This window comes from Kamptonema sp. PCC 6506 (assembly GCF_000180455.1).
GTDB lineage: Bacteria > Cyanobacteriota > Cyanobacteriia > Cyanobacteriales > Microcoleaceae > Kamptonema > Kamptonema formosum.
The window spans coordinates 14,467-34,313 of the sequence record NZ_CACA01000264.1; the positions used below are offsets into that span (position 1 = coordinate 14,467).

Annotated in this window: 14 protein-coding genes; 3 read left to right on the forward strand and 11 right to left on the reverse strand. The window is 43.9% G+C overall.

Annotation, left to right across the window (positions count from 1 at the left end; genetic code table 11):
• Nucleotides 1-8 precede the first annotated feature (8 nt).
• A complete protein-coding gene (locus OSCI_RS13540) occupies nt 9-833 on the forward strand; it encodes a hypothetical protein (protein ID WP_007355541.1) in 825 nt (274 codons plus the stop codon).
• Nucleotides 834-1,047: 214 nt separating this feature from the next.
• Here the strand turns inward: OSCI_RS13540 and OSCI_RS13545 are convergent, their stop codons facing one another.
• Nucleotides 1,048-4,044, reverse strand: coding sequence for a pentapeptide repeat-containing protein (locus OSCI_RS13545; RefSeq protein WP_007355542.1), 2,997 nt, complete (start codon nt 4,042-4,044; stop codon nt 1,048-1,050).
• 121 nt (nt 4,045-4,165) lie between these two features.
• On the opposite strand from OSCI_RS13545, the gene OSCI_RS13550 reads away from it, so the two are divergent.
• Nucleotides 4,166-5,455 carry a HEAT repeat domain-containing protein gene (locus OSCI_RS13550; protein ID WP_007355543.1) on the forward strand — a complete coding sequence of 430 codons (1,290 nt, stop codon included), beginning with the start codon at nt 4,166-4,168 and terminating at the stop codon, nt 5,453-5,455.
• Nucleotides 5,456-6,141: 686 nt separating this feature from the next.
• Here OSCI_RS13550 and OSCI_RS31500 read toward each other — a convergent pair.
• From OSCI_RS31500 to OSCI_RS13585, 8 genes are all read right to left on the reverse strand, one after another.
• Nucleotides 6,142-6,294, reverse strand: a complete 153-nt coding sequence (locus OSCI_RS31500; RefSeq protein WP_007355545.1) for an HNH endonuclease — start codon at nt 6,292-6,294, stop codon at nt 6,142-6,144.
• A 182-nt stretch (nt 6,295-6,476) separates the two neighbouring features.
• Nucleotides 6,477-7,355, reverse strand: coding sequence for a reverse transcriptase domain-containing protein (locus OSCI_RS13555; RefSeq protein WP_007355546.1), 879 nt, complete (start codon nt 7,353-7,355; stop codon nt 6,477-6,479).
• Between the two features lie 675 nt (nt 7,356-8,030).
• The gene (gene ltrA, locus OSCI_RS13560; RefSeq protein WP_007355549.1) at nt 8,031-9,746 is read right to left on the reverse strand and encodes a group II intron reverse transcriptase/maturase; all 1,716 of its coding nucleotides are present in this window, start codon (nt 9,744-9,746) and stop codon (nt 8,031-8,033) included.
• 642 nt (nt 9,747-10,388) lie between these two features.
• Nucleotides 10,389-10,631: a ribbon-helix-helix domain-containing protein gene (locus tag OSCI_RS13565; RefSeq protein ID WP_019487979.1), complete on the reverse strand. Its 243-nt coding sequence runs from the start codon at nt 10,629-10,631 to the stop codon at nt 10,389-10,391.
• Nucleotides 10,631-11,260: a ParA family protein gene (locus tag OSCI_RS13570; protein ID WP_019487980.1), complete on the reverse strand. Its 630-nt coding sequence runs from the start codon at nt 11,258-11,260 to the stop codon at nt 10,631-10,633. Before OSCI_RS13570 ends, OSCI_RS13565 begins: the two co-directional genes overlap by 1 nt.
• Before the next feature lie 347 nt (nt 11,261-11,607).
• Nucleotides 11,608-13,308: a sulfotransferase gene (locus OSCI_RS13575; RefSeq protein ID WP_007355553.1), complete on the reverse strand. Its 1,701-nt coding sequence runs from the start codon at nt 13,306-13,308 to the stop codon at nt 11,608-11,610.
• A gap of 6 nt (nt 13,309-13,314) precedes the next feature.
• Nucleotides 13,315-14,085 carry a glycosyltransferase gene (locus OSCI_RS13580; protein WP_007355554.1) on the reverse strand — a complete coding sequence of 257 codons (771 nt, stop codon included), beginning with the start codon at nt 14,083-14,085 and terminating at the stop codon, nt 13,315-13,317.
• 308 nt (nt 14,086-14,393) lie between these two features.
• Nucleotides 14,394-16,055: a vanadium-dependent haloperoxidase gene (locus OSCI_RS13585; RefSeq protein ID WP_007355555.1), complete on the reverse strand. Its 1,662-nt coding sequence runs from the start codon at nt 16,053-16,055 to the stop codon at nt 14,394-14,396.
• A 315-nt stretch (nt 16,056-16,370) separates the two neighbouring features.
• Between OSCI_RS13585 and OSCI_RS13590 the strand changes: the two genes are divergently transcribed.
• Nucleotides 16,371-17,102, forward strand: coding sequence for a hypothetical protein (locus OSCI_RS13590; RefSeq protein WP_007355556.1), 732 nt, complete (start codon nt 16,371-16,373; stop codon nt 17,100-17,102).
• 107 nt (nt 17,103-17,209) lie between these two features.
• On the opposite strand, the gene OSCI_RS13595 is transcribed toward OSCI_RS13590, so the two are convergent.
• Together OSCI_RS13595 and OSCI_RS13605 are read right to left on the reverse strand one after the other, a co-directional pair.
• Complete coding sequence (locus OSCI_RS13595; RefSeq protein WP_007355557.1) at nt 17,210-17,854, reverse strand: hypothetical protein; 645 nt, start codon at nt 17,852-17,854, stop codon at nt 17,210-17,212.
• 477 nt (nt 17,855-18,331) lie between these two features.
• Nucleotides 18,332-19,847 (reverse strand): RHS repeat-associated core domain-containing protein (locus OSCI_RS13605; RefSeq protein WP_039962296.1); only part of this gene is annotated, 1,516 nt, incomplete at its 5' end.

Here is a 19,847-nt window from a genome sequence, read left to right on the forward strand (position 1 = left end):
TTCCTTGAATGTCTTATGACAATGCCTGCAAATATCTCTCGGAAAAATACCCAGCAGAATTTGCCACCTGGATATTAGGACAAACCCCCACATCCGTTGAAATCCTAAAAACCGAATTAGCAATTGAACCCATCCGAGCCGATTATCTCACCTTTTTACGCACCCAAGAACGAATTCTCCACTTAGAATTCGAGGTCAACGTAGCTGGCGAAACACCCCTACCCCTAAGAATGTTAGACTACTGGGTAAGACTTTATCGGCGATATCGAGTGCCCATCACACAAGCACTCGTTATCCTCAAAGAAACCTCTGCTGCTAATCGGTTAAAAGACCAATTTCGTGTAGAAAACACGAGGCATCGCTATCAAATCATCCGAATGTGGCAGCAAGACCCAGAACCATTATTACACAATCCCGCTCTCTTGCCGTTAGCGGCTCTGTGCCAGACAGACACCCCAGAACGTTTGCTCAGTCAAGTTGGTGAAGAATTAGCTAAAATTGAGCCATCAGCAGAACGGGGTCAGATTGCAGTCTGTAGCGAAATCTTAGCAGGTTTGCGCTTTGAAAAAAGCTTAATCAAACAATTGTTTCGGGAGGACATTATGCGCGAGTCAGTCATTTATCAGGAGATCATTCAACAAGGAGTAGAAAAAGGACAAAAACAAGCCTTGAAAACTTCTATTTTCGATGCCTTAGAAGTGAGGTTTAACTCTGTGCCACCAGAGGTAAACCCAAAACTTGAGGGTGAGGGGTTAACGCCTGAAAATTTGCGGGCGTTGCTTCGCCAAGCTTGGACTTGTACGACTCTAGATGAGTTTATCAGCCAGCTTTAATTCTGTTGTATGTATCGTGCGATCGCCCTTCCTTCCCCAAAGCGCGATCGCTGTTGTTTTTGGTCGTAAGTTCATATTAATTCCTTTTATCAATAGGACTTTCGCACCCAACCTCATAAACCGGGTTTTTTTACGAAAATATTTCGTTGTTACCCACAGATTCTCTCAAAAACCCGGTTTCTGGGACTCCCTGCGTAAGTGCTAATATTTTGACTTACCAACCGTCAACACCGCTACTAAAAATCGTTCCATCCGGCATAATTGCCCCCATAAAATTCACATCACTAAAATTAACCGCCTCTAAATTCGCCCCCAGTAAATTAGCCCCACTTAAATCGGCACCACTCAAATTAGCCTCTTTCAAAATAGCACCAACTAACTGCCCATTCCTCAACTGAGCATCACTTAAATCCGCCCGACTTAAATCAGCATGATTCAATTGTACATCATTTAAAATCGCCCCTAGTAACTTCGCCTTCCTTAAACTAGCACCACTCAAATCAGCATCACTCAAATTAGCAATTACTAACCTTACACCATCTAACTTAGCATTCCTTAAATCAGCCTCCTGAAGATTAGCACCAATTAAATTCGCATTCTGCAAATTTACCCCCACTAACTCCACACCAGCTAAATTTATCCCTTGAAAATTCCGATCGCCATCAGCATATCGCCTCAATATTTCCCCCGTATCTGTAACACTTATCTCTCGCTTTGGCTTGCGCTTAAAAGTAAAAGTAAAAGTATCCCCACTCTCCATCACTCGCCACATTTCCTCATACATCGGATAAGCACCGATACCACTCAATCGCAGCCAACCTTTAGCCCTTGTTAAAGCTACAAATAACTGATTTCTTAAACTCAAATTACTCTCATCTTTAGCCACATGATCAAAGCCAACAACATACACCATATCAGCCTCATTACCCTTAGCACGGTGAATGCGAGAAACTGTCACCCCCCCTTCACACCAAAAGCGATTTGGATCGCGACTTTCTTTATCTGGCTTCAAAATATTGCACTCAGGTGTACTGGGAATATAGACATCAATTCCTCGTTCCATCAAGAAACTAGCAACATAACTTTCTAGTTCCATTGCTTCAAAATTAGAGCCTAAAACTATTACCAAAATTTCCCGCGAAGGTCGAAGGCCATCTACTTTTAAAGTATAGAGAATATTATCGGCAAGCGCTGTCAATTCTTCCACGCGAGAATGATAAGCCTGAAACTCTAAAACTGGACTTCCCCACAACTTAGGGACTAGATTTGGAGAATTTTCAGAAGGACGGTAAAGAGTGATTTTTTGACCATTGGTAAACTTACCAAGAGATAACTTATAGGGGTTAAGTGGGGTGGGAGCGGGTTTTGATAATTTGTCGATGGGTGGCAAAGATTCAGGCGAACCCGCCCCTACAAAATCTGTACTAATCGCTGAGAATGTTGCTATATCTGTGGAAATAACTGAAGATTTCTCGGTTAAATTGTCCCCTATTACTTGATACCCAATTGCTTCCCAATCTTCAATGCGAGTAATGCCAGTTAGCATTCCCTCCCACCGTAACAAACCCATCCCTATACCATGAGCTGCTGTCAGAATTGGGCCGGGAGTGCGATAGCATTTGTGCATAACTTCAGTCTTTTTAATTCCGCCGCTATACTGGCCACTGACCAAATGTCCTAAATCGTCGCCAAATAACTCGCTAGCAGTGGGAATGTTCAGACTTTCTAGACTTTGTGCTTCATCATAAGCCCAAATTAAACGCCGTAAATCTCGACCGCCAAGGCTTCCTTCTTCCGGGGAGAAAGAGGAAGAATTCGCAGGTCGTAAAGCTTGGTATGCCATCCAATAAAAAGGCTGTTTCCCCTCATATTTTAATTCATCATTTACAATCAAATCTTGACCTTCATCAATCAAAATGGCATCAAATATTTGAGGGATTTTAGCTGATTTCAATAAATGGGTGCAAACATAGGCTAAAGCTTCATTGGGTTGCTGAAATTCAGTATCGTTAACGCTCAAAGACCAGATTCCTGATGCTCGGCAAAGAGTGCTGTAGAGTCCCGGTTGATTTTTTGCACCCCAAGCATGGAAGGCTTGTAACTTTGTATTGTTTTGGTTATATCCGATTTCACCATAACTAAATCGACGCAAATATTTATCCAGTATTCCGATAATTGTTTCGTATAAACTGCGGGAGAAAAATACTAAAGCAATATCCCAATCTGGATGCTTTAAGTGCATAATTGCCGCTTTTTGACAAAGTAAAACTGTTTTGCCTGAGCCAGCAATTCCTCTAATTCTTTGTGGCCCTGGGGGGATTTCTTTGCCGATGTGTTCTTGCTGTAAATCTAGTGTTAATAACTGATTTTGTAATTTGGCTAAAACTTCTGCGCGAGGGATATAATTTAAGCCTGTCTCAGATTCTTGAATCAGGGGAGATAAAGATAGTGGATTGTGAATTAGAGAATTTTCTGCTCCTCCAGATGCTCTCGTTTTTCCTAAATAAAATTTTCGAGGTGGGGGACGGAACATGGGCGTGCCGCTGATGACAGCTTGCAATAGTTTCCACTGTTCGTTACTAAGTTGAGTTCCCTTCTTAACTGGAGCGACTTGCTCAATTATCTCAATTAGCGATTGTTTTGCAGGGGAACAAATATCCATTTCCCTAGTCTCTACTTCCCAATCCCTAGTTCCCAGTCCCAAATCGCTTTCGAGATTGTCTTTAAAAATGATGGGCGGACAACTCGGAAGTTTGTTAAACTCTTTTTCGTGCCACTGCTGCTGATTAATTAGGGGCAAAGCAACGATCGCTCTCCCGCTGACACGATCGCGCAGAGCCATTTCGCGATCGCAGTACCCAAGAATCGCAAATAATTGATTTTCAGCTTGCTGATAAGGGTTGCCGCTAGTAGTGTAAAAATTTTGGAATTCCCATTTGTGACCATTAATCGCTACAATTTGGTCAATTACGATCGACTTAACCTCGATAATAGTTAAGCCCAGTTTCAAATCGGCAATCAGAATATCAGGCTCTTTGCGAAACTCGCCTACCTTAGAAAAAATAGGATAGCGCCAGTAGGCAATGCAGTCGCGATCGGCAAAGGCAAGGCGGACGGCATCCCAAACTTTTTGTTCAGCCGTTTCTCCACTTTTCCCCAGGGGCTCAGTGGTAATAAACTTTCTGCATTCTACTTCCTTACCAACCGCCACTGTTCTATATCGTTTCACGCTCGTTAGTTAGTTGGGTGCATAGCAGCTAGGATTGAGCTAGCTCAAGGTTACACCAAAGCCCGTCACGCGGCGTTGCCTCTCAAAACCCCGATTGAGTCTTATGGCGCACTACCGCTCCAGTTTGTGTTTACTGACTTGCATTGTCTGTCTAAGCTTTGCCCCTACGGAGGGCAGGGGAGGAAGCGATCGCTCCTCTACAGGTTTGTACAATCAAATTCCCACCTCTGCAAGTGCGACAGGCGGGACTGAGGGCATAATTGCCAATTCCCAAGTAATTGTCTTTGGACTCGCCCCTGTTGCCGCTCAGGAGCCTTCTCCTGGGCAATCAAAACCTACCTCAACCCCTACTCCAGGGAAACCTACTCCCGCTCCCAAGCAAGAAAAAGCCAATTCCTCTAATTCTCGAATTCCAAAACCAGTAAGCTCTATCATTCGAGTTCTGCTAAAGCAGCGGAGCTTATTGTTGTTGAGTTTGGCAGCATTTTTAGTCACAGGTGCAGCAGTATTTATTTTGCTCAAACTTGTCAGTAGCGGCGAACCTGAGAATTTACAGCGAAAAGTCGCGATCGCTCGCAAACGCAAGCCTCAAAGAAATCAGCTCAGAAATAACTCTCCAGATGACCCAGAGGCAGCCGTTTTTCCGAATACAGTTAATGGAATTTATCCGCCACCCTATCCTCCGGCAATGCCTAGAAATCGCGCGATCGACAACTCCGATCGCCCTTCAACGTCGAGCTTTGAGCCTGACGAGCCCGAATCTGAAGCAGCGATAGGTGGTGACAATTCAGAGGATTTTACACCCGGAAATTATAGTAAAAACTACAGTGTTCCTGGCGTGGACTTGTCGGAAAAATTTAATCCAGCAGAGCCATTTAATCATACAGCAGATATTTTTGTTGAAGAAACCTCAGCTCCAAGTAAAATTAATCTTATTGACCAACTCATCAAAGATTTAGCTCACCCCCATCCCACCAAACGGCATAAAGCAATTTGGGAACTAGGCGATCGAGGAGATTCTAGAGCCATTGAACCCTTAGTAAATCTACTACTTAACTCGGACTCCAAGCAGCACAGCTTAATTTTGTCAAGTTTGTCAGAAATCGGCATTAAAACTCTCAAACCCATGAATCGCGCTTGGCTGATATCATTACAAAATGAAAGTGCCGAAGTCCGTAAAAATGCGATTCGGGATCTGACACGGATTTATGAGTTAGTCAATCAAGTTAGTCACTTATTGCAGCGGGCCGCCGACGATCCCGATGCAGAAGTTCAGGAAACAGCGCGTTGGGCTATAACTCAGTTAAACCGCAACCTTCCCCTTTCTGGGAATGATAAATCATCTCGGTCAAATTCCAGCAATTTAACTGATAATAACTCAGATAGTAGTTAGTTGCTAATTGCTAATTGCTAATTGCTAATTGCTAATTGCTAATTGCTAATTGCTAATTCAGGACTTATATCATGTCCGGCAAATTACTTACGATCTGTCATTGCGAGCGAAGCGAAGCAATCGCAGAGACCTTGCGATTGCTTCGCTTCGCTCGCAATGACAAGTATAGCAACCGCCAGGGCGGTTAGGGGCTAGGGGCTAGGGGCTAGGGAAAGAAGGAAAGAGAGGAAAGAGGGGAAGAGAGTCAATAGTTTGGGCCCTGAGTGAGTGTCTTAACCGTTGTGGCGGTTGCTATATTTAACCGGACATGATATTTATACCATTTCTCCAAAATCATGCAACAGTAGCCGCAGTAGGGTAATTGTATGAAGTTAATCGGAGCGTTGTGACTGTAGCAAAACTTTGGAGAAATGGTATTATTACGCACCCAACTAAAGAAACCGGCTTGTTTACAAAATATAGCAAGCTACTTTGATAGTCAAAACGAGCTAAGTTACTATTTTGGTTCCCAAACATAGCGAATGGGGGGTGCTTGGGGCTGTCCTAATATCGAAGAGTGCGATCGCCTCAGTTAGAGTCGATAGGAGCGTTACCACTCCTACCTCTGTCGGGTAAGGTTCGAGCGTCGCCGCTCTCCCCTCCCCTAAGAACCGTGCTTAAGACTTTCGCACTTACACGGCTCAAGCCTAACTTCTAACCTTTTGAGACTGGTTTTTGGTTTGAGAGTGTACCTGTTTGTGGCAAGCTAGGTGGACGTGCTGAAGGTTGTACTCGTCGTCAGTACCGCCTTTAGCAACAGGTACTATGTGGTGGGTTTCTATTTCCTCTCCATTTAACAATAACTCTCCGCAGGTAGGACAAATCCAGTTTTGATTTTGAGCGACGGAATAGTATTTACTGCCCTTACTCCAGTATGATTTGCCTAATCTTTGGTTTCGATTGAGCCAATATTCTTGTTGAAGAGGGTTGTCAGGTGAAGTATTCCCTTTAACCTTTATGTGACGTTCGATGGGCGTGTACGCTATCTGGTAAAGAGTAATAATTTTCTCTTTTCCTCGGCGGTCGCTAATTGTGGTAGCGAACGTCCATTTATTGCCTTATATCTGACCACGCCTAGTCGGTGGTTGGTGGATTTTATATATGTTTCTAATCCATGCAGTCCGATGTTGGCTAGAAGTGGGGAGATGACTCCTCCCTGTGGTGTGCCCGTCTCTGTGGGGTTTAGTTTCCCATTGAGAACAAATCCAGCTTTTAACCATCCTTCGATTACCCCTCTTTTAGGAAAGTTACTAATCATTTTTAGGATAGATTCATGGGCGATGTTGTCAAAAAAGCCTTTTATATCAGCTTCTAGAACCCATTTATCATTGCTACCTCTGGGATTGTCACTTAATCTGGTGAATGATTGTTCGATAGCATCTTGACAACTTCTGCCAGGTCGGAACCCATAGGAATTGGGTTCAAATCTAGCTTCCCACTCGGGTTCCAGTGTATTTTTAACTATTGCCTGCATGACTCTATCCCTGACGGTTGGGATACCGAGGGGACGCATTTTGCCATTTTTCTTGGGGATTTCTACTCGCCGCACAGGTTTTTGATTTCCACCCTTCCATGTATTAACAAATTTCACTCTTTGGGCTGGTGAGTTGATTACCTCCTTATCAATACCAGCGGTTTGTTTACCTTGATTGGTTTGAGTGATTTGTCGGACAGACAATAATAGGTTGGCGTAACTTCTCATCATTAATTTCTGCAAGTTTCTAAGCTTACGGAAATTACCAGTCTCTGAGGCACGAAAGATTCTTCGACGTAGATTTCTCACGGCTTTATTCATCTGTCTCCAGTTAATCTGGCTCCAATCTTTCAGCCGTTCTCTTTGTCCGTTTACGGTCATTTTCATGGCAGTAGCTAACTTGTCATTGAGTTCGATTTCTTTGTCTTTTCTTCTATTCGTGTTAGACCGAGGTTAAGTCTGCTATTACTTTCGTTCAGGAGCAAATTTTGAACTCCTATCTGAATCATTACAACTCAGCATTCGCTTTTTAACCCTTCCTCTATCCTCCAAAGAGTTGTGTCCTCGTTACCTTAGACCTACTAGGAGTTTTCGACCTCTCCTAGACTCTGTAGGACTTACCCTGTTGTATCGTTTGGTTTTGTGTTCTCAGTTAGGTGTTATCTATTCAGCGATGGGCTTGTGTTCACACGATTCATAAATGAAGGAGTTATGAATCCGCCCATAATGTCCTGTCAGCCTTATTTGGACATTTACGGTATCACGCCGTTTAAAATGATAATTCACTTGCGTTCACCATTTAAGAACTCTCTCTAGCTCCTGACCAGCTTGGGCTGCCAGTTTCGGCTACATTCGTGGTCTGCATTCCGGTTGTTTCGTTACCTACTTGACCGTGACCGGACTCAGTTATGAGTCTTTTACGTGAGAGTAGGGGGTGTGAATCCCCTAGTGGAGTTGGCTCCACGTACCAAACGACCTTTCAGGTCGCGCCCTTCAAAACCGTGCTTGATAGTTTCCCATCACACGGCTCCTTGATAAAACCACCCTTGTTATGGGTACGATTCAAAACGGCTTATCATCGTGATTCTTGTGGAGGGAACCATCTTGAGCCGTCTTTGTGTCGTGACAATGCCTGTGTAGAAGTTGTAGGTTATCGTAGGTATCTTTTCCACCTGACGATGTTGGTTTTATATGGTCAACTTCTACAATGTCTGTACTCGTAAAGTACAGACCACAGTGAGGACAAACACCCTTTTGTTTCTTGATTAATGTTGCAACCCTGTTAGGAGTTTCTGGGTATTCGCCTCGACGCTTACTCCAATAAATCCAGTTTCCATCGAACGGACTAGCTTCACCCTTGACTTTTGTATGCCTTACGATTGGCGTTTCTGTATGGGTGTGTAATTCTATTTCATCCTCTGTACTGAAACACCAATTTCGGTCGCCTACTGTTCGCCAGTATTTATCCTTGTTGATGTCACCTTTTCCCCTTTTTCTTGCCCAGGCTCTTAATTTTTGCCATATTAGGTGGTCAACCTTTGAGAAGGTATCTTTACTAACAACTGTTGAGTAATAGTTTGACCATCCCCGAATTATTGGATTCAGCTTACTAATTAAAGCAGCTTGTGGGGCGGTTTTATGGGTATCTATTACTTCACCAATCTTGGCTAGGTGAGTTTTGACTTTGGCTTTTGAGGGTGTGATTAGTGTAGTAAAACCTAGTAGTTTCCCCTGTGAGTTTTTCGCACTTCGATAGTTTCCTACTTTATGCTGTTGTACATGGAACCCTAAGAACTCAAACCCTACATTTCCTTCTATTTCATTAAGGGTGTGGGTTAATCTTGTTTTGCTTGGCTTTAACTCCAATCCCATGTCACATAACCAATTGGCAATTATCTCCTGACAATTCTTGACTACGTTTACATCCTCATGGATAATTACGAAGTCATCAGCATAACGGATTAGACTAAGGGCATGACGGTTATTTCGTTTGCTTCCTTTTAGTATTTCCGCATATTGCATAACTCTTTCTTCCATACCATGTAGGGCAATGTTCGCAAGTAGGGGGGAAATTACCCCGCCTTGTGGTGTACCATCATTGGTAGGAAAGAATTTTTTGTCCACACAATACCCTGCTTTTAGCCATACCTTCAGTTGGCGGCTTAGAGTGGGGTATGTGTTTATTTTGGATAGTAATGCTTTATGGTCTATACGGTCAAAGCATTTGGCAATGTCAGCATCAAGCACGTATTTGGCTTTTTTGCTAATACTGTTGAATATTGCTTCAATCGCATCGTGACAGGAACGCCCTGGTCTAAAACCATAACTGTTAGGCTCGAATTTTGCCTCCCACTCTGGTTCTAACGCCATTTTGCATAGGGCTTGCAATGCGCGGTCGTTTATTGTGGGTATTCCTAATGGTCTAGTTTCAGTTATACCGGGTTTAGGAATCATTACCCTACGAGTAGGTTTTGCCTTTCCGGTTAACAGCAACTTACCTACCAAGTTAGTACGTTGCTTTGGGGTTAACGATTTAACGCCATCCACACCAGCCGTATTCTTTCCTTGGTTGTCCTGTGTTACCATACGTACCGCAATACACTTTGCAGACCAAGACCTAATCAGGGTATGCTGAAGTTTGCGACAGGCTTTAACATCGCCACGTGTACTCGCTTGGAATATGCGCTTTTGCAACTTAAAAGTCACCCTTTCTAGCTTGCGCCAGTTGATGTCTTTCCACTCCGCCGTCAGATTGTTCTGCGTTTTAGATTTATTCATTGCTACTTGTTCTATTCCTTTGGAATTATCGTGTATCCATCTGCATATCTCTGTCGTTACAACAGAGCATTCGCTTCTGATACAATCCCTCCCCTAACTATCATTCGTTAGCTACTTACTGGTTATCGACCTTACCAGAGGTAATTAAGGGTTACTTCGTTCCGATTACATATTTGATTGAACCTTTAGCGTGATGCTCTCCACCGGGTTTTATGGGCAGTGCTTATAAGTCGGGTCAGTAACCGCTTATGCCCTATCCTTGCCTTTTGGCTTGGTCTTAAACAGCCATTATGACCATTAACAATGACGATGGTTCAGGTACATCTTTGCTTTCGCTACGCATAGATTCTTGCTCGGCAGTTACCAAATTCGGCTATTAGTAGTTCTGCCTTTTATCCCCGCTTTAGTCTATTGGTTGCTACCCAGTAAACTAGGGGATATGCTTTCACCTCTGCACTTGAGGGGTGGGACTTACCGCACGGCGGTTCACCCACAAATGTAACCAGTTATCACCAGTCTCATCAACTGGGCTAACCGTCCTGCAAGGGTTTGATGCCTTACTTTAGGTTAAACGAATCGCACACTGACTCTTCTTACGGTTGATTGAGGAGAAGTCGGGCAAAATGATGGTTACGGTTAAGTTTAAGCGATCGGCGGTTTGCCGTATTTTTTAAACAGGTCATTGACGGCCTCAATGAGTAAATCGTGAGAGGGTTTCCCCAAGTCAGTCGCCAGGTGCTTGAGTTGCTTCCACGCCCCTTCATCTAACCGTAATGTCTGCCCCCTGCGTTTGGGTTCAGCTTCTGTGGCGGAGGAGTTTGCTTGTACTACGGTTGTTCCCTTGGAGAGTGTCAAATCGGACAAGCTCGGTTTCTTCTTTGGCATTACTTACTCCCTGCTTTCAACTGCTGTAAAATCCAATTCCAGGTTTCTTTAACTTCAATTGCAGCTTTCCCCCTTGGCTCAATCTCATTCGCTACCCGGCCATCAATTAAGGCACGCGAGTAGGCAATGCGAGAGGCTATTGCCATAGGACAAATGGGTAAACCGTAGGCAGCTAGGGCGGTTTTAGCTTCCTCAGTAACACCTGATCTCGGTGGTGTTTGGTTGAGGACGAATACTGCGGGTTTGCCTATGCCTCGTACCAGTTCGACTGTACCTGCGATCGCTTCCAAATCCAGTACAGAAGGGCGTACCGGAATTACTACCAAGTCTGAGACTCGCGCTGCGTACACGGCATTTGTGTCAATGTCAGGGGGAGTGTCAATCAGCACCAAGTCAATGCCACCTTTAAGGCAAGCTTGAATGTGGTCAGATATGTTGGAAGGTTGGGGCTGTATCAGTAAGGGGGTTTCAGCTTCTCGCTTGTTAAACCAAGATGCTGATGACTTCTGGGAATCCATGTCCGCTAATACGACCCTCAAACCGCACTTTACGGCAACGACTGCCCAGTGGACGGCAAGGGTTGTCTTTCCCGACCCTCCTTTTCTCGATAAAAGGCTAACTACGAACATCAGTAATCTTTGCTAGTTTGATATCATTATAGCGTGAAAGCTGTGGCGTGACCAACTATTATGCGTCGGTTTAACTTACTATAACTAGGGTTGTCGTGATAGTGCTTTCAAAAGCAGTAAACTATTGTGATAGCAAGGTAGCAATAACTGCAACTAGGTCTGAGGGGCTTTGTGACAGTGATTGAAGCAGGCTCCTCTTTGATTTAGGTGCGATCGCATCCAAATGGGCATCACCGTGCCCAAACGGTGATGCCAAATGCAAGCATTGACTTTTACACTGTTTGGAGAAGCGCCTTCGGCTTAACTCTCTAACCACTCAATGCCTACTCAATATTTTTTAAGCAACGCTAAAAAGTCACGCACTTGTAACCAAGCTTTTGTAGATTTTTCCAATTCCAAAGCTCAATCGCCTCCAGTTCCGAAAAGCTCAGTTCATCCTGCCAAGCATGAATACGCTCAGTACAGAGTGGCTCAAGCGTCCTTGGATGCCATACCATTTGGTTAGCCGGAACCCAACCCAATGCAGCGTTTTTTTGATGAAATTCCAGCATTGAAGCGCTAAACTCAATCCCTATCCACTCACAAATTTTCAGCAGTTCCATTTCTGGCTCTCTGACAAGCTGCTCGTAATAAACTACATAAAACTGCTCTGGCTGACAAATGGACTTTGACATTACCCTCACCACTTGATTCCATTGGTGTGTCAGCTCATCCAAGGTTTTGAGTCCCGGCCAAACTATGCCTCTTTCTTTCTCCCCAGCCACCAATTGTTTGACAGAACTGTAACAAGCCCGAAAATCGCGGACAATAAGAACTACTTTGGCCCCTGGAAAATACCTGTGAATTTTACCCAACTGGTAAATATAAAAAGGATTTTTATCTCCCCAAATGGATGCCGTCGGTTGGAACTGCTGCCGATAAGTTTGATAAACAATAGACACCGCTTCAGAGTAGCGCATCTGGCGACAACCCAACAAATTCTGTCGCAGTAGTTGCCTGTCCACATTCCATTCCGAAAATCGGTGGAAAGTGTTGGTGTAAAGGTCGTCCAAAAACTCTTCAATACGAGAAAGCAAGTTATCAATATCACCATACTTTGACTCCAGAGCAACGAAGAAAATGCTCTCAGGTGGAATACAGATAGCTGGATGTGCTGTCAGCATCAAGCGCAAGAGCGTCGTTCCCGAACGTTCAGCTCCAATGATGAAAATTGGGTGATCTTGATCTGACGATGAGCGAGCTGTATTCCCAACACCAACAGGAGATGAAATGTTGCCAACTGCGGTCGAAATCGGCTTTCTTCGCAAGCGGAAATGACCAGTAATTTCTACCCCTAACCCTAAATTAAAAGCCAAATTCCGGCGTGTCAGAGCGGCCTCTATAGCCTGTTGGCTTGCCGATATCTGTTCAGATCTATGTGACTTCGAGATGTTATGTTCGTGAAGGCGGTAGTAATAAAGTGGTTTGCTAACTTTGGCTATTTGTGTAACTTCCGAAAGTCGCAGGCACAACTCGTAATCCGCAGCGAATTCAAAGTTTAGGTCAACGCCTCCCACAGCATCGTAAACGGAGCGACGGAACAGCCGAAAGTGGAAAACCATCGGATCTACTAATAGTTGTTCTGGCGAGTAGGGGATGCGACACAGGGGGCCATAACCTTGAACGCAGTCGTTGGAGTCGATGAGCAAGTAGTCGGTATAGACAAGTCCTATTTCTGGACAAGTGTCTAAAATGGCTGCTGTTTCTGCTAGTGCTGTTGGTGCTAGTAAGTCGTCGCTGTCTACACAGCCAAAGTAAGGAGATGTCGTTTCTCTGATGGATGCCATGAAGGAGTAGCCATAGCCTCGATGCTCTGCTGCTAATACTCTCACTCGCCTGTCTTTTTGAGCATAATTGCGGGCTAAGGTTAGGGAGTTATCTGTTGAACCGTCATCCCAAATGAGTAGTTCAAAGTGAGGATAAGTTTGAGCCAGAACACTCTCAATTGCGGAACCGATGTAAGGCTCTCGGTTGTAGACGGGCATGGCAATGGATATCGGAACTGTCATAACTGTTCAAAATTGGGCTGTGGAGCGTTTGTAGAGGAAAAACCGACTGATAATATCTACTTCTATCTCAAATTTATCGCTTAGCCCGCGTCTTTGAAGTGCTTGCCTAATCGCTGACTGAGAGTCAAGAATTTGGTCAATCTGCTGTTGAACTGTATTCTGGGAATGTTGGCGGTAGTAGTAAAGGGGTTTGTTAAGGTGATAGAATTGAGTGATTTCTGAGAGTCGCAGGCAGAAATCGTAATCTTCAGCGGCGCGGTTGAATTCGGAATTAATGCCGCCTATTTGATTGTATAATTCGTGGCGAAATAGGCGGAAGTGGAAGGTCATAAAGTCTACTAATAGTCGGTCTGGAGAGTAGGGTATTTGGCTGCGTTGTCCTAGTCCTTTTACTTGAGTTTTTTCATTAATTATTAGATAGTCGGTGTAGACTACTCCGATTTCTGGCTGTGCGTCTAATACGGATGCGGTTTCTTGCAGGGCGGTGGGTGCGAGCAAGTCGTCGCTGTCTACCCAGCCCGTATAAATTCCTTTGCACATTGTATGAGCAGCTTTGAGGGCAATTCCTCGACCTTGGTGGGGGGCGGCTATTACTTGAATTCGCGTGTCTTGCTGTGCGTATTCGCGGGCGATGAGGAGGCTGGTGTCGGTGGAACCGTCGTCCCAAATTAAGAGTTCAAAGTTGGGGTAAGTTTGAGTGAGAATGCTTTCTATGGCGGCGCTGAGGTAGCGTTCTCGGTTGTAGACGGTGATAATGATGGAGATTGGGGAGGTCATTGGCGAATGGAAATCAGTCGCAGTTTGAGCGAACAAAGGTACATTGCTTTGATGTTTTTATGCGGAAGTTTGAATCCAGGTTTTATGGTTAAATAAATGTTAGCAGAGGTTGAAACAAATTGATTGTGCGATCGAATAACCCAGGGTACATCACCTTTTAGCACTTATTCAGCAAGTCCTATATAAGGTTTATCCTTCCGTTAAATGCTAATTGAAATATAGAATTAAGGATAAAGGATAAAGGTATTTTACCTGCTAGCAGTCTATTTGCACGCATCGGGAAGCATCCCGATGCAGACCTGTATCAGTTAAACCACAGTCTTAAACAGATTTTGCGCGACGAAATTGCCCACCGCCCAACCAGTTGGCAGCGCATCCTCAACCGTAGCCTCGCGCACGTGCACGCCACCGTAAATCCGGCTGATGGCATCCTCATAGGCAGCATCGTAAAAACTGTTGTAACTGCGCGTTACACCGGGAAGTTCTTGGGAAACTGCCGTAAAAGAGTAGTTTTCGCCAAAAAAGTTAGTCATCACCCCGGCAAATGCACCGCCAAAAGTCGAATGTCCAGAGATGTAATCTGGGAACGGCGGCGTGGGGTTGAGTAGGGGCTCCCATTCCGGGTCTGTCACCGTTCCTGAAATGCCGTGTTTATCGCCAAATCCCCCAGTAATCAGATCGTCCGGTCGGGGTTGAATGACTTTGCTGTTATACTTAGCATCCCAGACCACGATCCCCGCATCCGCCAAAGCGACGTTTAACTCGGCAAACAAGCGGGCATTATCAGCGAGACTCTTTTCTTCCCGCATGGCGACTTCTTCAGCAATTTGGTTCAATTGTCCGTAAGGTCGGAAAGTGTCGGCGCGATCGTCAGCCCAGAACAGGGCGATTTCAGTTTGGTCGGGAGTTCGCGTCACGGTGGTGTTGGCGGTGCTCTGTTTCCCTCCTAACAACCGAACTTCTTCCAAGTCTTGCACAAAGCGATCGGTTCCGGGCACGCCATCTAAGCCGTTCGGGGCAAAGGCTGTGGTGTTAGGGATAGCAAAGGGCTTGACTTTGCCCCAGTTGGGCCCAAGTGCCACGCCTTTGTTGGGGCCTTCGGTATCCGGCCGCCAAACGTAATCGCCTGCTGGGGGAATGTAAGGGGCATTGTTGCTAGAACCGTCGTTGGCGCGGGAGGCGAGAATGGTGTCAGCAACGAAGTTTCCAAAGGCGACTCCATCGGCTTCGGCTTGCGGTGTGTCTGCGATTTCTGCTAAGGATCGGGCGAGTTGTCGATCGAATAATTGAGCTTGATTTGGCAGTAGTGTGACTAAAACCCGGTGGGCTGCTGCTGCTGCTGCTGCTTCCTCCGATGCGCCAATGGGGGCGGGAGTGTTGACAGCATAGGATGTGTGAGTGCGATCGAACGCATTCACCGCATCGTAAACCGAGAGGGCAGCGATCGCCAACAGGCGCGACCCTACAGTAGGCGGCACGCCCCGTCCCGCTTTCCCTTCTGCTTGAATCGCATTTAAAGCGGTGGCATTCCAGTCGATGACAATATCGCTTCCAGTTGCCGAAACCAGTTTTGAGATTTGCTTGCTTTCGTTGTTCTGGTTAATTTCGGCAATCAAGTTGCAAGCCCCCGGAGCTCCAACCGAGGTGATGTTGCTATAGTTCAACCTAACGGTTGTGGATTGTCCCGGAAGCAGGTTGACTTGTTGGACAGTGGAGGTTAGCAAGCAATCGTTGACTAATTTGCCGTCTGGGGCGCGATCGATTATCGAGTCTGTGGAAGTATAGAGTTTAACGGTGATGGGGCCCTTTATTGGTGCGGAACCTTGATTTGTCAGCTTAACATTGACTTTAGCGCGATCGCCCATTTCAATGGTTTTGGGCAAATCAATCTTGCTGAATTTAGCCACTAATTCCCCCAGGGAGGGAAGTAAATTTTGAGCGGTTACTATATCTACAACTTGCTGATTCATTGATGTTACCTTCTTGAAGAATTCCTGCTTTTTGTTGTATTTCAAAGTTATCCGACTATTTGCCATTTCTATGTAACATTGATGTAGATTTGAAAATAATAAGTTTTTTATCATCTATCTTCAGAACTAGAACACAGGACACAACATAGTTGTATCCTGTGTTCTAGGTAATGGAGAATTGGTAGGTGTTTGCGAGATTAATCGAACAGTCCTAGACGTAATTGGCACATGATGAGTGCGAGTTCCCTGACAATAATAATTTCACGGTGTCTGCAAAAATTTATCCCTGGCAACTTATTAATCAAGGAGTTAAGTATGAGACAGTCTGTGAGTCCAATATTTACCAAATTTTTCAAAACTGTTTCAGAGTCGGATAAAACTCTTTATTTAGAACAAATCCAAACCTTTTTTAATAACATTGATGAAGGTTATTCAGAAGTTAACACTCTCGAAGGTGGATTAAGAGGTTCTACCATACTGGGAGACATAAAGTTGTATGGTTTTTCAGTGAAAAGAGATAAGTGTTCAGAACATTGGTATGTTGGGTTTTACAATACAGCGATTCCCTACGCGAAAATTGAAATGTCATCTCGCGTTCCACATCCTGAACATATTACCTCTATTGACATGGACTATACTCAATTACTAATCGAACAATCTCTAGCAGATATGGCTTGGGGTTATGATTATACTCGGAAGACATTTATAGAGTTACTAATAGGAGGGTTTCCAAAAAGCAGTTATGTTGGTAAAATAGCATGGGTTTATTTGATGCTAAAAATCGAATTTTTGCCTGAGCTATCTCAGCAATTTGAAAAAAATGTATATCCCAAAGTTCCTATTTATGATTTTGGCAACTATCTAGAAAAACAAGCTCAAATTAGCCTAGAAAAAGTGATGAGACTTCAACGTCACAAAACTGAAGATGTTGTACAATTTATCAATAAAACAGATGGCTTAATTCTCAATGCTTTAGGTGAAAATCAAATGAGAGAATGGTTGAATCGTATCGGTATTGATTTTGATGTCTGGTTTAAGTGTATCTAGGCGTTGCTCAATAAGCGTATGAATTTGAATGTTTGCAAATTTTATATTCCTATATATTAACGCCTTTAGGCCTTATCACTATGGTAAGCCTTTATGAGTTTATTCAATCACATTCTCTCTATTAATCTAGTCTCCTCCTCCAACAACTTTTCAGCAATTTCAGAACCATAAACATGGGTTAATAACGTTGGCAACCATTTATTTCGAGTTATATCGGGAGGATTCAAACTACAAGCCAACAGAAGGTCTCGCAAACGCTTAAAAAAACCATACACCTGCTTGTCTAAATCCGGGACGGCTCCTCTAATCTCTTCGATAAACTCTGGAGACCCACCCAGTAATCCAAAACGTTCATGTGATTTCATCAGTCCCCACTTACCTTGGGCTGAATAGATAACACTGTCTAAAGTATAAGGATTAATACCCAACCTCGGTCCAATTAGCCTATCTTTTTCTGTTCCAGAGTATCCCTCAAGAAACTCTGATAATGGGATATAACAGTGACCAGGACCATGCTCTGGGTATCCTGTCGATATTAGTGAGATATAGCAGCCAGTATCACCTAATTTAACTGCTGCGCTAATCAGTGCTTCAATCAGTAGAGAATCATTTTCATCTTCACAAGGATAGATAATTGTACGTCCTATCACCTGCGATGAAAAAGGTTCCTTAAACGGATTGTCGTGAACAAAAATTTTCCGAAGGAAAGGCTCTGCTTCTAAATTAAATTCATCTTCAGTGAGAATGTGCATATAAATGGTTTAGGTATGCCATTGATAATTGTTTGATGATAAACTTTAACGTTTCCTTCTTAGTAAGCCTCTCAGCTTTCAAACACCTTTTTACATATTCTTAAAAGAAACTTGATAAGCAGAATAAAAATGCAGTAAAAAAGTACGGGTATCCATATCGTTATCCAGAATTCGACATTCTCATTGTCAAGCTCTTGCCAACGTAATTTAGAAATCAAAACATCAGTCAAAATAATATTAATTTCAATTATTAGGGTCGCCATAAAAATTCCCCAAATTGTATAGCGCCAAACTAGCACTATAGGTAAAATAAACACCATCATTACCGAAAAAAAATCAATAATATCGGCAATTAGCGATAGATATTTGTCAACTAACAACATCATAATTTACCTCCGATGCTTATTCAAGCTAATGAATATTTTCAGAATAAAATTTGAATGTTTTATTCTGTTGTCTGTTCTAAGATTGAATCCACTAAAACCTCAACTTGATATAAGATGATGGAAACCTCAGATTTTGTAGGTCGTTGATTATTTTATTTTTAGTTTCGTCTACCTGCCCTTCTATACTATTGATAAATTGTTCGAGATAGCTCCCACGCCACTGATCTCCTGGCAAGACTGGTCGCCAGACAGAGGCATCTGGGTATTGTTGAACGATCTTATTAAGGCAGGAACAGTCGTATGAACTGCCTGGTGGAGTATTACTGGACTGTCGCCCACGATTTTGTGGCAAACCAGGAGAGAGAACTCGTCCCCCACGATCGCGAACCAGATTGTCAGTAACAATCACATCTCCAATAGTCGCATCCCTCGGAACAAGTACGGGTACAGACACGGATATTCCAACTGTTGTAGGCAATCTAACAGAAATAGTTTGCCATTGTATATTGCCTACAAATACTTCATAAAATGCCCACTTGTTATTTCTACATACCCATACACCATCCGCATCCTTAGAGTGACCTATACTATCTGGAGTAGCCTGACCAGGTTGTAATGTTTCTAGATAGTCATCAGTGGTATTACTGTTGAGAATAATCACTGGTTGGCTACTATTATTCGTTACCGATCCATTCCCAGGCCATCGTGTATCCCTAGTTCCCGAAGGATCAATTCTATCAACAGGCCGATTCCCCACATACCGATAAAGATTAGCATCCCCACCCCCAAACCCAACAGAATCCTCCCCAATAAACCGTCCTATCTCCCCATCATAATACCGACTCCGATAATAATACAACCCCGTCTCAGCATCCAACTCCCTCCCCGTAAACCCATACCGACTCCCAAACCCAGAATCACTCTCATCAACCACCCCACCAAACGCATCATAAACAACATGATTCACCACACTCCCACTATCATCCACCCAATCCTTAACCGTCCCCAACTGGTCACTTAAAGCCCATAAAACATCCCCCTGAGCACTCTCCTGCGCCAACATTTGGTCAACACCACTCCCAAACAAATACCGCTGATCCAAAACAGGTTGATTCGCCCCCGAAGCAGTGAAATCAAACAGCACATTATCCCTGTCATAAACAAACCGAGTCTCATTACTCCCCACCTTCTTAGCAATCCGACGGTTCATCGCATCATACTTAAACCCTACTTCCTGAGTAACATCCCCCGCCGCATTCTTATCAAAAACCCCCGCCAAACGATTCCGATAATCCCACTCATACTCCGTCACCTTATTACTCGAAATCTCAGTCCGACGAATCAAATTCCCCTCATCATCATAAGCATAATTAAACTTCCCATCCGACTGTAACCGATTATTAGTTCCCGTTTGATATCCAGAATTAGTCCGATTACCATTGCCATCGTAACTGAAACTTTCATCCGGCTGATTAGTATTAGAATAGTCAGCCACAGTCAACTGATTATTCTTGTCGTAGCTGTAATTTGTCACCCCATCAACATCCGTAATCTTCGTAATCCGATTCCCATTGTCATAATCAAAGTCATAGGAAACATCACTCCCA